Source organism: Mesorhizobium sp. LSHC412B00, assembly GCF_000503035.1.
Taxonomy (GTDB): Bacteria; Pseudomonadota; Alphaproteobacteria; order Rhizobiales; family Rhizobiaceae; genus Mesorhizobium.
Genome location: NZ_AYWB01000018.1, coordinates 69211 through 84873 on the forward strand (window position 1 = coordinate 69211; position 15663 = coordinate 84873).

General features: G+C 64.6%; 14 protein-coding genes. 6 read left to right on the plus strand and 8 right to left on the minus strand.

Annotation, left to right across the window (positions count from 1 at the left end):
• Positions 1-121: 121 nt before the first annotated feature.
• Entirely contained in the window at positions 122-583 is a 462-nt protein-coding gene (locus tag X757_RS140370) for an RT0821/Lpp0805 family surface protein (protein WP_023687129.1), read from the minus strand.
• A 28-nt stretch (positions 584-611) separates the two neighbouring features.
• Here X757_RS140370 and pdxH point away from each other — a divergent pair, with 28 nt between their 5' ends.
• A complete protein-coding gene (gene pdxH / locus X757_RS140365; protein WP_081725434.1) occupies positions 612-1241 on the plus strand; it encodes a pyridoxamine 5'-phosphate oxidase in 630 nt (209 codons plus the stop codon).
• 8 nt (positions 1242-1249) lie between these two features.
• Here the strand turns inward: pdxH and X757_RS140360 are convergent, their stop codons facing one another.
• Entirely contained in the window at positions 1250-2002 is a 753-nt protein-coding gene (locus X757_RS140360) for a crotonase/enoyl-CoA hydratase family protein (protein ID WP_023727495.1), read from the minus strand.
• Positions 2003-4236: 2234 nt separating this feature from the next.
• Here X757_RS140360 and X757_RS140350 point away from each other — a divergent pair.
• A complete protein-coding gene (locus tag X757_RS140350) occupies positions 4237-5349 on the plus strand; it encodes a glycoside hydrolase family 25 protein (RefSeq protein ID WP_032996374.1) in 1113 nt (370 codons plus the stop codon).
• 3 nt (positions 5350-5352) lie between these two features.
• Here X757_RS140350 and purD read toward each other — a convergent pair whose 3' ends face one another.
• Together purD and X757_RS140340 are read right to left on the minus strand one after the other, a co-directional pair.
• A complete protein-coding gene (gene purD, locus X757_RS140345; RefSeq protein WP_023727498.1) occupies positions 5353-6639 on the minus strand; it encodes a phosphoribosylamine--glycine ligase in 1287 nt (428 codons plus the stop codon).
• A 133-nt stretch (positions 6640-6772) separates the two neighbouring features.
• Positions 6773-7567, minus strand: coding sequence for a phytanoyl-CoA dioxygenase family protein (locus X757_RS140340; protein WP_023706642.1), 795 nt, complete (start codon positions 7565-7567; stop codon positions 6773-6775).
• Between the two features lie 91 nt (positions 7568-7658).
• On the opposite strand from X757_RS140340, the gene X757_RS140335 reads away from it, so the two are divergent.
• On the plus strand, positions 7659-8570 hold the full coding sequence (locus tag X757_RS140335; protein ID WP_023727499.1) for a LysR family transcriptional regulator: 912 nt from the start codon (positions 7659-7661) through the stop codon (positions 8568-8570).
• Between the two features lie 51 nt (positions 8571-8621).
• Complete coding sequence (gene ubiA / locus X757_RS140330; protein ID WP_023727500.1) at positions 8622-9605, plus strand: 4-hydroxybenzoate octaprenyltransferase; 984 nt, start codon at positions 8622-8624, stop codon at positions 9603-9605.
• Between the two features lie 173 nt (positions 9606-9778).
• Here ubiA and X757_RS140325 read toward each other — a convergent pair whose 3' ends face one another.
• From X757_RS140325 to X757_RS140315, 3 genes are all read right to left on the minus strand, one after another.
• On the minus strand, positions 9779-10345 hold the full coding sequence (locus X757_RS140325) for a DUF6101 family protein (RefSeq protein ID WP_023684357.1): 567 nt from the start codon (positions 10343-10345) through the stop codon (positions 9779-9781).
• A gap of 184 nt (positions 10346-10529) precedes the next feature.
• Complete coding sequence (locus tag X757_RS140320) at positions 10530-11960, minus strand: FAD-binding oxidoreductase (RefSeq protein ID WP_023727501.1); 1431 nt, start codon at positions 11958-11960, stop codon at positions 10530-10532.
• An 18-nt stretch (positions 11961-11978) separates the two neighbouring features.
• Positions 11979-12944, minus strand: a complete 966-nt coding sequence (locus X757_RS140315) for an L-threonylcarbamoyladenylate synthase (protein WP_023727502.1) — start codon at positions 12942-12944, stop codon at positions 11979-11981.
• A 372-nt stretch (positions 12945-13316) separates the two neighbouring features.
• Here X757_RS140315 and X757_RS140310 point away from each other — a divergent pair, with 372 nt between their 5' ends.
• Both X757_RS140310 and X757_RS140305 read left to right on the plus strand, forming a co-directional pair.
• Complete coding sequence (locus X757_RS140310) at positions 13317-13769, plus strand: hypothetical protein (protein ID WP_023727503.1); 453 nt, start codon at positions 13317-13319, stop codon at positions 13767-13769.
• Between the two features lie 165 nt (positions 13770-13934).
• Positions 13935-14318, plus strand: coding sequence for a hypothetical protein (locus tag X757_RS140305; protein ID WP_081732299.1), 384 nt, complete (start codon positions 13935-13937; stop codon positions 14316-14318).
• A 76-nt stretch (positions 14319-14394) separates the two neighbouring features.
• Here the strand turns inward: X757_RS140305 and X757_RS1000000168670 are convergent.
• A partial coding sequence (locus X757_RS1000000168670; RefSeq protein WP_031251588.1) for a glycine--tRNA ligase subunit beta occupies positions 14395-15663 on the minus strand: 1269 nt, incomplete at its 5' end.

Consider the following 15663-nt stretch of genomic DNA (forward strand, 5'->3'; position numbering starts at 1 on the left):
CCTGCCCTGGAAAATGAGTTAAATCCACGTTGGCCTTTATATGCGCTCCCATAGGAAGAAATTCCAGTGGCGCACAGGCTTATCGAGGGTTGAAATTGCAGCGCCCGCAAACCTCGAAAAATCAGAGCGGTTTGAAGTCCTGCATGTGCCAGCCGCCGGCCGCGGCGATGCACAATTGCCCCTTGAACAAAGCGACGCCGTCGAAGCTTTCGCGCGAGGCGGTAAAGCTGCGGCAGGCCTGGCCGTTGTCCTGCACTTCGGCGAGTTCGGTGATGGAGCCCCGCGAGCCGGTGTCGGCATTCGCCCACGGCACGGCCTGGCCGCGAAGCTCCTCGATGTCGGCCGAAGACACCGCATTGCCGATCGTGGTCTGGTCGGAAGCGCTGTCGGCGTCCGTCGATGTCACCCTCGCCGGCGCGCTTGAGGTGACGATGGAACGATCGACCTCGGCCTTTTCCAGGCTGAAGCCGCCGGCGCCGCAGGCGGCAAGCGGCAGTGCGATAATCACGATCACGGCTTTCGAACTGGCCGAAGCGATAACGCTCCATTGCCCGCTGTCAAAAGCTTGCGCGATACGCGACAATCGGCAACCTCCTGAAGCTCGAGACAATTTGAGAAAAACTATGAGTGACACTGAGTTAACAAGTAGTGACTTTACCGAAGCCGCCGAGCCGTTCCGGCTCTTTGCCGAGTGGCTGGAGGACGCCAAGAAAAGCGAAATCAACGACGCCAACGGCGTAGCACTTGCAACCGTCGATGCCGACGGCATGCCGGATGTGCGGATGGTGCTGCTCAAGGGTTTCGATGAAAGCGGCTTTGTCTTCTACACGAATTTCGAGAGCGCCAAGGGCCGCGAGATTCTTGGCAGCATGAAGGCGGCGATGTGCTTCCACTGGAAATCGCTGCGCCGCCAGGTGCGCATACGCGGTCCGGTGGAGATCGTCAGCGACGCTGAAGCCGACGCCTATTACGCGACGCGGCCGCGCGGCAGCCGGATCGGCGCATGGGCTTCGAAACAGTCGCGGCCGCTGGAAAGCCGCTTTGCCCTAGAGAAGGCGGTGGCCGAATACACGGCGCGCTACCCTATCGGCGAAATCCCGCGGCCAAAGCACTGGTCGGGCTTCCGCATCGTGCCGCAGGCGATCGAGTTCTGGCACGACCGGCCATTCCGGCTGCACGATCGGCTGGTCTTTTCGCGCAACGCCGAAGGCGGCTGGGACAAGACACGGCTTTATCCCTGAGGATAAGTTCAGGCCTTCTTGCGCGTCATGAAGGCCGTCAACGCGGCGCGCGCTTCGTCGGACTTCAGCCGCTCGGAGAAACGCTCGCTCTCCACCTTGAAGCGGGCGACAAGCTCGTCGCGCGGGGCGCGCATCAGGTCACGAGCGATCTTCAGCGCCTGCGGCGGCTTGGCGGCGATCGCGCCGGCCGCGGCGAGTGCCGCGGCTTCTAGCCCGTCCTCCTCGACCACCTCATAGATCAGGCCGGCGGCCTTGGCGCGTTCGGCGGAAAAACCTTCGCCGAGTCCAAGCAGCGCAAAGGCGCCCTGCCTGCCGAGGATGAGCGGCGCCAGCAGGCTGGAGCCCGCCTCCGGCACCAGGCCGAGGTCGACGAAGGGTGTGCGGAACACCGTGCGCGGCGTGGCGAAAGTCAGGTCGCAATGCAAATTGAGCGTGGTGCCGATGCCGACCGCAATGCCGTCGACGCCGGAGACCATCGGCTTCTCCGTTTTGGCCAGCGCCATCAGGAAGTCCCAGACCTCGTTGCCGCCCTCACCGCCGGTGGCGATGACCAGGAAATCGGCGAGATCGTTGCCGGAAGAGAAGGCGCCAGGCACACCGAGGAAGACATGGACGCGAACCGCCGGGTCGGCATCGCCATCGGCCAGCGCCTTGGACATTGTCGCGTACATGGCGCGCGTCAGTGCGTTCTTCTTGTCGGGACGGTTCATGCGGATGATCTGGATGGCGCCCTGGCGCTCGACGAGAATATGGTCTGTCACGGTCATTCTTCCCTGGTGAGCGCTCTGGTATTCAGGCCGTTATCAGCGCCTTGCCGGCGGTAGCGAGGCTCTCGGCGCCATCGATGACGCGTTCCTTCAAGGCGCTGACTTCGCCGAGCAGGTTTTCGGCGAAAAAGCGGCAAAGGGCGATGCGGCTCTGCTGGGCAAGTCCGCCACGCGCCAGATAAGCGCCGCCGGCAGCAAGCGAGATCAGCCTGAGATAGGGGGTCGCACCGGCTTGCGCTTCGTCCAGACGGCCGTCGGCCAGCAGCTTCTGCAGGAAGCGCGTCGCCTCGGTGAGATCGTCGAACGCCTGGTCAAGCGCTTCGGCGGTGCGGCCGAAGCCCTGCAGGTTCGAGGTCCGCACCTCGTCGGCGATGGCCTTCAGTTCGGCGATATAGCCATGCACATGCTCGCCGCCGCCAAGCGGCAATTTGCGGGCTACAAGGTCGATCGCCTGGATGCCGTTGGTGCCTTCATAGATCGGCGCAATGCGGGAGTCGCGATAGAGCGCGGCCGCGCCCGTCTCCTCGATGAAGCCCATACCGCCGTGGACCTGGACGCCGAGCGATGCGACATCGACGCCGATATCGGTGGAAAAGGCCTTGGCCAGCGGCGTCAGCAGATTGGCGCGATCGCGCCAATGCGCGGCCTCCTCGCCTGTCGACACACGCGCAAAGTCGATGGCATAGGCGCAGGAATACGAGATGGCGCGGGCGATCTGGGTCAAAGCCTTCATGGTCAAGAGATTGCGCTGCACGTCGGGGTGATGGACGATCGGCGCCATCCCGGCGCCTGAAAAGTCCGATGCCTTGCCCTGGCGGCGCTCATTGGCATAGGCGATCGCCTTCTGCGTCGCGGCTTCGGCCACTGCCACGCCCTGCATGCCGACGCAAAGCCTCGCGTTGTTCATCATGGTGAACATGCAGGCGAGCCCCTTGTTCTCCTCGCCGATCAGCCAACCGACGGCGCCGGGCGCAGCACCCTGGAACCCGTCGCCATAGATCATGGTGCAAGTCGGCGAGGCATGGATGCCNAGTTCAGACGTGTGCTCTTCCGATCTACCGAGCGAGCCGTCATCATTGACCAGGAATTTCGGCACCAAAAACAGCGAGATGCCGCGCGTGCCGGCCGGTGCGTCGGGCAGCCGCGCCAGCACCAGATGGATGATGTTGTCGGTGAAATCATGCTCGCCATAGGTGATGAAGATCTTCTGGCCGAAGATGCGGTAGGTGCCGTCGCCGGCAGGCTCGGCGCGACTGCGCAAGGCGGCGAGATCGGAACCGGCCTGCGGCTCGGTCAGGTTCATCGTCCCCATCCACTCGCCGGAGACGAGCTTTGCCAGATACTTTGCCTTCAGCGCTTCGGAGGCATGCTTGTCCAGCGCCTCGACGGCGCCCATGGTCAGCGTCGGGCCGATGCCGAAGGCCATGGCGGCGGAGTTCCACATTTCGAGCGCGGCAACGCCGAGCATGGTCGGCAGGCCCTGGCCACCGAATTCTTCCGGTCCGGACAGCGCGTTCCAGCCACCGCCGATCCAGCTGCGGTAAAGCGCCCTCCAGCCGGGCGGCATGGTCACGGCTGCATCCTTCAGCACCGCGCCGTGCTCGTCGCCGATCTTGTAGAGCGGCGCCACTTCCTCGCTGGCGAAGCGGCCGGCCTCGGCCAGGATGGCGTCGACAAGGTCTTCGCCGAGGTCGCCGAACGCGCCGCTGTCGAGCGCCGGTTTGAGCCCGGCGACATGCTTGAGCGTGAACGAAATGTCGTCGACCGGGGCCTTGTACATGCCGCTTTCTCCTCCGCTGCTCCGACTGCTCGATCCTAGGACCCGGGCCGATGCAAAACCATCCGCCTCTGGGCGGCCTCCGACCTTCTTTTTACGTAAACGTCAAACTTTGTCACGCGGATTTTCATCGAACTTCGTCGTCCACAGGTGGAGCGGGAGCGTAGCGGATGCCGAGTACCATGTCGCGACCTCGCGCCAGGGGCGCAACGGTGCAGAATTCCGCGCCGTGGCAACGCTTCGAAGTCGCGGAATGCATACTATGGTCCGCGCCGGGTCGCTTCGCTCCTTGCTTCGCCATAGGATGACGAAATCGCGAGAGCGACAGGACTCCTGCCCGAAAGCACTTCCTTAACCATACCGGTCCACCATCGGTGTTTGGTCAGCGGGGATCCCCTGTTTGAAAACGCCGGCGCATCTTCTTCGCCGCTCAGCGATCGCTCTCGCGGCGATGATGGCGCTGACGTCAGCGGCTACAGCCTCGGACTTTTCCGAGCCTTGGCGGGATGGCGACCGCGCGCTGGTGGTCGACGCCTATGAATACAATTCCATCGACTGGGCGCAGCTTGCCACCGACAAGCGCATTGTCGGCTTCGTCAACAAGGCCTCCGACGGGCTGCCGCCGCCCTATTTCTGCTACGGCGACGAGCCTACGGTCAAACTCTGCAAGACATTGTGGAAACGCTTTGCGGTGACGCGCGAGCTGTTTCAGACGCGCAAGGTGGTGGCCAAGGCGCTCGGCCTGAAATGGGGCGCCTATCATCTTGCCCGCCCCGGCAATCCGCTCGAGCAGGCCAACAGTTTCATCGATTTCGCCGAGCCAGCCCCTGACGATCTGCTCGCCCTCGATCTCGAAGGCAACGACCCCTCGCAATGGATGTCGCTCGAGGATGCCGAGGAATTCGTGCGCCAGGTGCACCGGCGGCTCGGCCGTTTCCCGATCCTCTACACCAACGGCAAGACCGCCCAGTACATCGCCGACAAGCGCTACCAATACCGTCTGCTGTCGCGGCTGCCGCTCTGGTATGCGCGCTACAAGCCCGACATTGACGTGCATTTTCCGATGGGCAACTGGCAGGGCTATGCGCTGTGGCAGTTCTCGGCGCAGGCCAATTGCGGGCGCCTGCGCTGCCCCTACCGCGTCGCCGGCACGCCCAACGACATCGACGTCAACGTCGCGCCGATGGACGCGGCGGCACTGCGCCAGCAATGGCCCTTCGGCGGCCTGATCGACGTGCCGCCCGACTACCTCGCCTCGATACCGGTGCCGGTGTCGCGCGCGGCCGGGCTCGCCGGCAAAGTCACCATCACATACGCCGATGTGGCGACGCCACCGACGGTCGAGGAAATGGTGGCGGTGCTCGGCGCGCGCTGGCAGACATTCCGCGCCGCCTTCCGCATGCCGGTGGTCAAGACGGTGCCGCGCCGCGCGCGCTTCGGTATTGCCGAGTATGTCGCCTGGAAGCGGACCACGTATCGTTCGGAGGCTCTGCTCGAGGCCGCCTTCTCGCAGGCCGCCGACCCGGTCAGCACCGCTTCGACGGAACTGGTTCGCGAGCGCTGAGGCTTATGTGGCGGCGCTGGCCTTTTCCCGCGCCACCGCCTGCCAGCCTATGTCGCGGCGGCAGAAGCCTTGCGGCCAGTCGATACGGTCGAGCGCGGCGTAAGCGCGGCTTTGCGCTTCGCCCACCGTCTTGCCTGATGCCGTGACGTTGAGCACGCGGCCGCCATTGGCGACCAGCGCGCCGCCATTGATGGCAGTGCCGGCATGGAAAATCTCAACGCCTTCGCCAGCGGCTTCGTCGAGAGCCCGAATGACCGAGCCTTTTTCCGGCGTCCCGGGATAGCCCTGTGCCGCCATCACCACGGTCAGCGCGGCATCGTCGCGCCAGCGGATCGAACTGTGCGCCAACTGGCCGTCGACGGCGGCGTTGAGCAGCACCAGCAGATCGTCCTTCAGCCGCATCATCAGCACCTGACACTCGGGATCGCCGAAGCGGGTATTGTATTCGATCAGCTTCGGCCCCTTGTCGGTGATCATCAGCCCGGCAAACAGAATACCGGCGAACGGCGCGCCAAGCTCGGCCATGCCGCGCATGGTCGGCTCGACGATCTCGCGCATGGTGCGCTCGACAATTTCGGGGCTCATCACCGGCGCCGGCGAATAGGCGCCCATGCCGCCGGTGTTGGGGCCGGTATCGCCATCGCCGACGCGCTTGTGGTCCTGCGCGGTGCCAAAGGGAAGTGCGGTCGTGCCGTCGCACAGGCAGAAGAAACTCGCCTCCTCGCCGGTCATGAATTCCTCGACCACGACCTCAGCGCCGGCGTCACCGAATGCGCCGTCGAAACAAGCATCGAGGGCGGCGCGCGCCTCGTCCAGCGTCATGGCGATGGTGACGCCCTTGCCGGCAGCGAGCCCATCGGCCTTGATGACGATCGGCGCTCCCATCTTTTCGACGTAGGCCTTTGCCGCGGTCAGATCGGTGAAGCGGCCATAGGCAGCGGTCGGGATATCGTATTTGGCGCAGAGGTCCTTGGTAAAACCTTTCGAGCCTTCGAGCCTTGCGGCGCGCTTCGACGGTCCGAAGACGCGGATGCCTTCGCCGCGCAGGTCATCGGCAATGCCGGCGACCAGCGGGCCTTCCGGCCCGACGACGACGAGGTCGATCGCGTTGTCCTTGCAGAAGCTGGCAACAGCGGCATGGTCGGCGATGTCGAGCTTGACCAGTTCGGCCTCGTGGGCGATGCCCGGATTGCCGGGCGCGGCATAGAGCCTGGTCAAAAGCGGCGAGGCCGCGATCTTCCAGGCCAGGGCATGTTCGCGGCCGCCGGAGCCGATCAACAAAACGCGCATGCCGATGTCCCTTGTCATTTCACGACAGGGACTGCGCTATTGCCCCGGGCGGCGCGGGTCAAGAGTTTTACCTTGCGCCATACCGGTTGCGCACGGGAACGTCGCGCCGAGAGCACGGCGTCCCCGGCCGGTATCAGCTCTGGAAGACGACCGGGAACCAGTCCTCGCGCAGTTTCTGGCCGGGCTTCATGTCATGGCCGGGATAGGGCGGCGAGGTACGGCCGGGGCGCTCGACATAGCGCGCATCGTCGCCGACCCAGCGCAGCGACAGCGCCCGGCGACGCGCCGCGGTCGGATTGCCGCGCGCACCATGCGCGGTGCGGAAGTCGAACAGGATGGCGTCGCCCGGCTCCATCTCCCATTCGAGCACCTTCAGCGACGGGTCCTTGTCTGGATCCGGCACGGGGAGGTAGTCGCCCTCGCCGGCATAGAAATTGCTGTCATCTAGCCAGCGCACCGGCAGGATCATCTTGTCCCATTTGTGCGAGCCGGCGATCAGCCGCAGCGTCGCTTCCTTGACCGGATCGATCGGAATCCAGAAGCTGACGGTCTGGGTGCCATCGACGAAGTAATACGGGATGTCCTGGTGCCAAGGCGTCGGCTTTTGCGTGCCCGGTTCCTTGACCAGCACATGGTCGTGGAAGAACTGGGCGCTGCGCGACTGCATCGCCGCTGCCGCGAGTTCCGCGGCCGGGGAATTGCGCACCACGTCGACGAATTCGGGAATGCGCTCCCAATTGCAGTAATCGTCGAAGAAGCTGCCCTTGCCGTTGGCGATGTCCGAGGCCGTGGCGCTGCGGTTTTGCATGTTGCGCTCGATGCCGGCGGCGATGGTGCCGACCCAGTCCTTGAAGGCGCCGCGTATGCAGACCGCGCCGTCGCGCTGGTAGTCGGCAATCGCTGCGGCATCGATATGTCTGGCGGCCATGTCATGTCTCTCCTGTTTCGATGACCGACTATCGCGGCCGCCGCACATCGCGTAAAATAATAACTTCTCATCTCCCTTATAGTTTTAGACTATGAATCTGACCCTCACCCAGCTGCGTTACCTCGTCGCCGTCGCACGGCATGGCAGCGTCACCGTGGCCGCCCGGATGCTGAACGTCTCGCAGCCCTCGATCTCGGTGGCGATCGACAATGTCGAAGCGACGCTCGGCCAGAAACTGTTCGTGCGCCAGCGCGGCAGCGGCATCGCGCTGACCTCGTTCGGCCGCAGCGCGGTGGCGAAGGCAAAGCAGGTGCTGGCCGAAGCGGACGAACTGGTTGGGCTCGGGACGCGCCACGCCGATGTCGGCGGCGAACTTGTGCTCGGCTGTTTCGAGGATCTGGCGCCTTATTTCGCGCCGGCGCTGATCCGCGCTTTTTCGCAACGCTGCCCGGCGGTCACCGTGGTGGTCCGCGACGAGACCTTCGAGACGCTCGGCCGGCGGCTCGGCGATGCGGCAATCGATCTCGGCCTGACCTACGATCTCGGCCTGCCCTCGCACTTCGCCCGCACCCTGCTGCATGAGCTGCGGCCACACGCGCTTCTGCCGCAAGGCCACGCGCTGGCCAGCCAGGCCAGCGTCAGCCTGGCGGAGCTGGCGACCCATCCCTTGATCACCACCGACCAGCCGCACAGCTGGCAGCATATGCTGGACCTGTTCCTCAGCCGCGGCCTGTCGCCGGTCTCGCAATCGACGGCGAGTTCGTTCGAACTGCAGCGCAGCATGGTCGCCAACGGCTTCGGCGTCGCGGTGAGCTACACCAGGCCTTATGGCGACAGGAGTTATGACGGGCTGCCGCTGGTCTGCAAGCCGCTGTCCGATCCGCTGCCGATGCAGCGCATCATCCTCACCCATGACACAAGGCAAAGGCTGTCGAAGGCGGCGCTGGCCTTCACGGAGGTGGCGAAGGAATGGTTTGCCAGCCACGATATTTTCACCGCCTGAGCGACAATGCGGCCGCTTGACGGCGCACGCCGCTGCTGCCACTCCAGCACGATGGAAACCATCCAGTCGAAAGCCGCACAGGGCCGCGTCGCCGACGCGCCGAGCGGCCATTGGGTCTACAAGATATTGCCGCGCTGGCTGTGGCCTTACGCGCAGCTTGCGCGCTGGGACCGGCCGATCGGCTGGCAATTGCTGCTGTGGCCCTGCTGGTGGTCGGCAGCGCTTGCGGCCAGCGCCTATCCGCGCGCAAGCGACCCGCTGCTCACATTGCTCCCGTCGCCATGGTTCCTGTTCCTGTTCTTCGTCGGCGCCGTCGCCATGCGCGGCGCCGGCTGCACCTATAACGACATTGTCGACCAGGACATCGACAACAAGGTCGAGCGCACCCGTTCGCGGCCGCTGCCGGCCGGCAAGGTGACGCGCCGCCAGGCCTGGATATTCCTGGTCATCCAGGCGCTGCTGGGGCTGGTCGTGCTGTTGCAGTTCAACGACTTCGCCATTCCGCTCGGCATCGCCTCGCTGGTCATCGTTGCCGTCTATCCCTTCATGAAGCGCTTCACCAACTGGCCGCAATTGGTGCTCGGGCTCGCCTTCTCCTGGGGTGCGCTGATGGGCTGGGCGGTCGAGTTCGGCGATCTCGATGGCCCGGCCGTCATGCTCTATATCGGCTCAATCCTGTGGGTGATCGGCTACGACACCATCTATGCACATCAGGACAAGGAAGACGACGCCATCGTCGGCGTGCGCTCGACGGCGCGGCTGTTCGGCGACAACACCAAGACCTGGCTGGTCGGGCTTTATGGCGGCACGCTGGTCTGCTTTGCCATCGCCTTCGCCTCGGTGCAGGCGCCGGTGGTGGCGCTGGCCGGGCTGATCGCCGCCGGCGCGCATATGGCGCGGCAGATAGCGGTTCTGGATATCAACGATCCCGATCAATGCCTGCGGCTGTTCAAATCGAACAACCAGGTCGGCTGGCTGATCTTCCTCGGCCTGATCGGCGGTGCGCTGTGGGTGGCGCTGAAGCCGCTGGTGTAGGCTCCCTCTTCCTTCTCCCCTTGTGGGAGAAGGTGGATCGACGCGCAGCGCCGAGACGGATGAGGGGTGCTCCAGCGGAGTGAGGCGTTGGCGTTCCCTGGAACACCCCTCATCCGTCTTGCCGCTTCGCGGCAATCCACCTTCCCCCACAAGGGGGGAAGGAGAAGAGCGCTCTATTCTCTCGAAATAATCTCCTGGCCATCAATAACCAGCCTCAGCCCGAGGTCGCCGGCCCTGCGGCGGGCGAGGAAGCGCGGGCGGCGCGTGGTCGAGACCCGGCCCTTGCGGCGATCCTTGGCCGGCAGCGCCTTGATGGCGGCGCCGAGCGATTCCTCAAGCGTGCGGGCAATGCCGTCGGATTCGATCAGCAGCATCTGCAGCCGGTAAGCATCGGCCCAGGCGCGCCAGTCGGCGGCGACGTCGTCGAGATCGTCGGCCACCAGCAGCGGCACCGACAGCATCGGGTCGTTGTGCAGGAGTTCGAGGGTTACCGTGACATTGCCTTGCGCATCCTCCATCGCGCGGGCGGCGACGCCGCGAAACGCGTTGGCGGGCAGCGCGATGATCGCCGGCACGCCGCTCATCTCGAGCGTGCGGCGGATGACGGCGCCGCGCTGGTCGATGGTGAAGGTTACGTCGCCATAGTCGTCGCGCGTGGCATAGCTCACCACTTGCGGCAGGCGGAATGGGTCAAGACGCATGTTGCGCCCGGCCCAGACGGGCTTCAGTACACTGTTCATCTACTGCCTTCCTGTGTTTCTCCTGAGAGCCGTTTTGCGGGTCTCTCCGGGCCGGTTTTCCCTGCCTCGTTGTGGAGAATATTAGCGCGGGCTCCTTACCGCCCGGCTTAAGAAAGTCAGTTAAATTTTGCTGATCTCAGTGGATGGTTATCGGAATGAGACCAGCCACTAGATGTTGAAAGGATCAGATAACCTTACCGGGATTCATGATCCCGGCCGGATCGAAGGCCGCCTTCACCCGGCGCATCAGTTCGATCGCCATTGGCGGCGCGGTGGCGATCAGCTCGTCGCGCTTCAACTGGCCGATGCCGTGCTCGGCCGAGATCGAGCCGTGGAAGGAGCGCACGACATCGTGCACGGCATGGTTCATGGCGTGGTAGAGGCCGAGAAACGCTTCGTCGTCACCGCCCTCCGGCCGGGAGATGTTGTAGTGGAGATTGCCGTCGCCCATATGGCCGAAGCAGACCACGCGCGCCTGCGGACTGACCGAAGCCACTGCACCGGCCGCCTTTTCGATAAACGCCGGGATGGATGCCACCGGCACCGAAATATCATGCTTGATCGAAGCGCCTTCGGGCTTTTGCGAATCCGGCAGCACCTCGCGGAAGTTCCAGAACGCGTCGCCCTGCGCCAGGCTGGCCGCGATCACCGCGTCGCCGACGATGCCTTGCTGGAGGCCTGCCGACAGCACTTCTTCGATCAGCCCCCTGGCGTCCTCGGCCGAACGGCCCGACGACACCTGCATCAACACATACCATGGCCAATCCTGCGCCAGCGGCCGCGTGACGCCCTGCGCATGGCGCAGCGTGAAATCATAAGGACGCTGGCCGATCAGCTCGAAGGCGGTGAGTGCCGCCCCTGCCCGGTCCATCGCCAGGCTGAACAGCGAAAGCGCTGCTTCCGGCGACGACAGGCCGGCAAAGGCCACTTCGCGCCCCTTGGGCTTGGGAAACAGTTTCAGCACCGCCGCGGTGATGATGCCGAGCGTGCCTTCGGCGCCGACGAACAGGTTCTTCAGATCGTAACCGGTGTTGTCCTTCTTCAGTTTGCGCAGATCGTCGAAGACTTCGCCGGTCGGCAGCACGACTTCGACACCAAGGCAGAGTTCGCGCGCATTGCCATAGGCAAGCACGCCGGTGCCGCCGGCATTGGACGAGAGATTGCCGCCGATCTGGCAGGACCCTTGCGCGGCAAGCGACAGCGGAAACAGCCGGTCGGCGGCGTCGGCGGCTTCCTGCAGCGTCTGCAGGATAACGCCGGCCTCGACGGTTACCGTGTTGGAGAAGACGTCGATCTCGCGAATGCGGTTCAGCCGCGACAAAGAAAGCACGATCTCGCGGCCGGATGCGTCAGGCACCTGGGCGCCGACCAGCCCGGTGTTGCCGCTTTGCGGCACGACCGGCGTTCCCGTCTCGCTCGCCAGCCGCATAATACGGCTCACCTGGTCGACGCTGCCGGGACGCAGCACCAAGGCGGTCCTGCCATGCCACAGACCGCGCCTCTCGGTAAGATACGGTGCAATATCGGCTTGGTCGCTCAGTGCATATTTTTCGCCGACAATGGCAGTGAAGCGGTCGATGAGGGCGGGATCGAGATCGAAGGGGGAGTCGTTCATGGGCGCAAACTATGGCGCTCAGTCGAGCTTGTCACGGGGGGCAGCGGCACGAAACAGCCGATCGTTGATCGCCTCGCCGAGCCCATCGAACGGGATCGGCTCGACGGCGATCGTCGCCGCACCGCTGCGGTCGAGTTCCTGCAGATACGCGAACAGATTGCTTGCGGCTTCGCGCAAATCGCCTGATGCCGACAGGTTGCGCAAGGCGGCCGCCGCTTGCCAGCCTTCGGCGCGGCGGACGCCAAAGGCCAGCAAGGCCTCGCCTTCAACCACGTTTTGCGCGTCGAGCCGCACCGCGGCGCCCGGCGCATAATGCGACGCCAGCATGCCGGGCGCCTCGATGCCGGCCGTCGCGCCGCGCTGCAGCTTGAGGCCGGTGACGGCCTCGATATCGGCGGCAGCGATGCCGCCTGGCCTCAGCAGCCGCACGCTGTTGCCTTCGACCTTGACGATGGTCGATTCCAGCCCGACCGGGGTGGCGCCGCCATCGACCACCAGCCGGATTTTGGCGCCGAGATCGGCCGCCACGGCTTGCGCCGTCGTGGCGCTTATCTTGCCCGAAGAGTTCGCGCTGGGCGCGGCCAGCGGCCGGCCGAGCCTGGCGATCAGCTCGCCGCCGAAGCCCCTCGGCATGCGGAGCGCGATCGTATCGAGCCCGGCGGTGACCAGCGGATGGATGCCGTTGCCGGGTCGGAGCGGCAGCACCAGCGTCAGCGGCCCCGGCCAGAACGCCTCGGCCAGCCGCTTCGACAGCGGGTCGAAGATCGCAATGCGCTCGGCCATCGCGAGATCGGCGACATGGGCGATCAGCGGGTTGAAGCGCGGCCGGCCCTTGGCTTCGAAGATGCGGGCGACGCCGACGCCATTGGTCGCGTCGCTGGCCAGTCCATAGACGGTCTCCGTCGGGATAGCGACGACGTCGCCGCCCTCGAGCAGCGCCAACGCCTGCTCCATCGCTTCGCCGACGGATAGTATCTCAGCCACTCGCTTCACCTCACAGGCACCGGACCTAAAGCGCGTCGCGCTGAACCGGATTCATGCGACGCGCTTTAGGTCTTTGTTTTGATGCATGTCGTTCTCTCAAAACCGGGGCCACTTTTGAGCGACATGCATTAGAGCGGTTCAGCGGTTCGCTGAAACGCTCTAAGTATTTGTTTTTGCGCAATTCCGGACGGAAAACCGCTACTCACTTTTCCTGGAATTGCTCTAATACGGCAGTGGTTTTCGGGCAAGCCGGCGTTGGCGAATTATCAATGCCTAAAATGCTACGTTTCCCTGCAAGCCGGCATCAATCCACTGGGGTTAAGGCTATTTGCGGTTAGGGCTGGCGGCTTGTCGGGCAAGGGGACGGTTTCGATGTCGATGCGTGTGCTTGGAGCGCTTGGTTTCACCCTGGCGGCGATGACCGGTGGGGCGCACGCCTCGTCGATCGTCTTTCTCGGCGTCTCGACCTCGACGCCATCGGTCATCAAGGTTGGCGGATCCGAACCGGTCAGGACCGCCTCGACGCCATCGATCGTCGCGCTCGGCGATGCCCAGCCCGATGTGACTTATGAAAAGGTCGCGGCGATCCCCGAAAAGCCTAGGCAGGATCCGATGATCATTCGCGGCGGCATCGTCGGCGGCGCCTTCGCCGCGCCGGCTCCGACCAGGGCGAGCGCCGCGGCGCCGGCAACTGAGCCGACGGCAGAGACCGCACCAGCCGGAACTGCAACGGCATCGAACGGCAAGCCCGAGTCGCAACCGGCAGCGCCGCAGCCGGCAGCAACACCGCAGCAGCCGATCGAGGGCGTCGGCAAAGCCGAGTAGGCCATTCAGCCAAAACAGTCGGCCAAGACAGTCGGCCGATCCATGCCGCTTGACGCCGATCGACGCCCCGGCGCAGGATCGGCTTGGCGGCGGCGGCCCCAATTTCGCCAATCGGGTTTGGCATGAGCGCGCCGGGTTCTAGGAGAGCGAGGGGTTATCATGAACATGACGAAATCTTTGACTATTGCCGGCCTGTTGCTGGCGTCACCTATAGGTGTCGGCGGCGCGCAGGCCGGTGACGAGCTAGGGTCCTACGTCGCGCGCATTTCCGATCGCGACCACCATGCCAGCGACGGCTATGAGCTGAGCAGCGCAGCACAGATGGTGCGGCAGGACCGTGCCAACTGGCACAAGTTCCACCGGCGCGATGCCGACGACCAGGGCGATGACTGGTTCCGCAGCAACGATGATCGCGCGTATCTGGAACGCATGCTGAAGCGCGGTGGCGCGATGAGCTCCTCGACACGGAACGCCATCGTCAATGGCGAGCCGCTGATCCAGGTCGACGTCTATTCAGACAGCGTGCATGTCAGCATTTTGGAGGACTGACGGAGTCAGCCTCGGGAGGACTGAAAACAAGACGGGCGGCGTGTGAACGCCGCCCGTGTTCGGGCTTGTCCGTCCCTTAGCCAGCTATTCTGGAAAAATCCGCGACCTGATCGGTGGCCGTGCGGATGCGAGCCAGCAGCGCCAGGCGGTTGGCGCGCACGGCCTGGTCCTCATCATTCACGAGAACGCGTTCAAAGAATGAATCAACCGGTTCACGCAACACGCTAAGCGCCAGCATGGCGGCGGAAAAGTCTTCGTTTTGAATCGCTTCGCCGGCTTCTCTCTCCGCCTGATTCACCGCCGCAAACAGCGATTTCTCGGCCTCCTCGCGAAACAGCGCCGGCTCAACAGTCGCGGCGACGCGCGTTTTCTTCTTCTCCTCGGCAGCCAGAATGTTGGCCGCGCGCTTGGCGCCGGCGAGCAGGTTCTTGCCGTCCTCGGTGTCGAGGAAGGACCCCAGAGCTTCGACGCGACGCACGATCTGCAGGAGGTCGTCCGACTGCGATTGGCCGATCTCCCCCCTTGTGGGGGAGATGCCCGGCAGGGCAGAGGGGGGCGCGCCAGAATGAGAGGTCGGCGGGACAGCGCCCCCCTTTGTCGGCTTCGCCGCCCCCACAATGGGGGAGATTGGCGCGCTTCCACCACCTGCCAGCACGGCGTCAATGAGATCATGCCGAGCGCCCTGGTCGCGGAGATAGACTTTCAGGCGGTCGTGGAAGAAGGCGAGGAGGTCGGGGCCAAAGGCCCGTCCAGCCTTAGACGCGAGATAACTCGCCGTTTGATAGGCACTATCGAAGAGCGATGTCAGCGGCAGTGAGATCCCGTTCTCGACCAAGATTCTCACCACGCCAAGCGCGGCCCTTCTCAGCGCGTAAGGGTCCTTAGACCCCGTCGGCTTTTCATCAATGGCCCAGAAACCGACCAGCGTATCGATTTTGTCGGCCAGCGCGACGGCAATCGACACCGGATTGGTCGGCACGCTATCCGACGGACCTTGCGGTTTGTAGTGCTCCTCGATCGCCGCAGCCACGGACGGATGCTCGCCCTGCAGCAGCGCGTATTTGCGCCCCATGGCGCCTTGCAGTTCCGGAAACTCGCCCACTGCTTCGGTCGTAAGATCGGCCTTGGCCAGCACCGCGGCGCGGGCCGCGAGCGCGGTAATCTCCCCCCTTGAGGGGGAGATGTCGCCGAAGGCGACAGAGGGGGTCGTCTCGCGTGGAGCGCCAACTCCCTCTTTCTTCGAGAGACCGGACGGCGTCGCGGCAGCCGAAGCGACCCCCTCTGGCCTGCCGGCCATCTCCCCCTCAAGGGGGGAGATCGACTGCGCCACTGTTGGCGCCAGTTC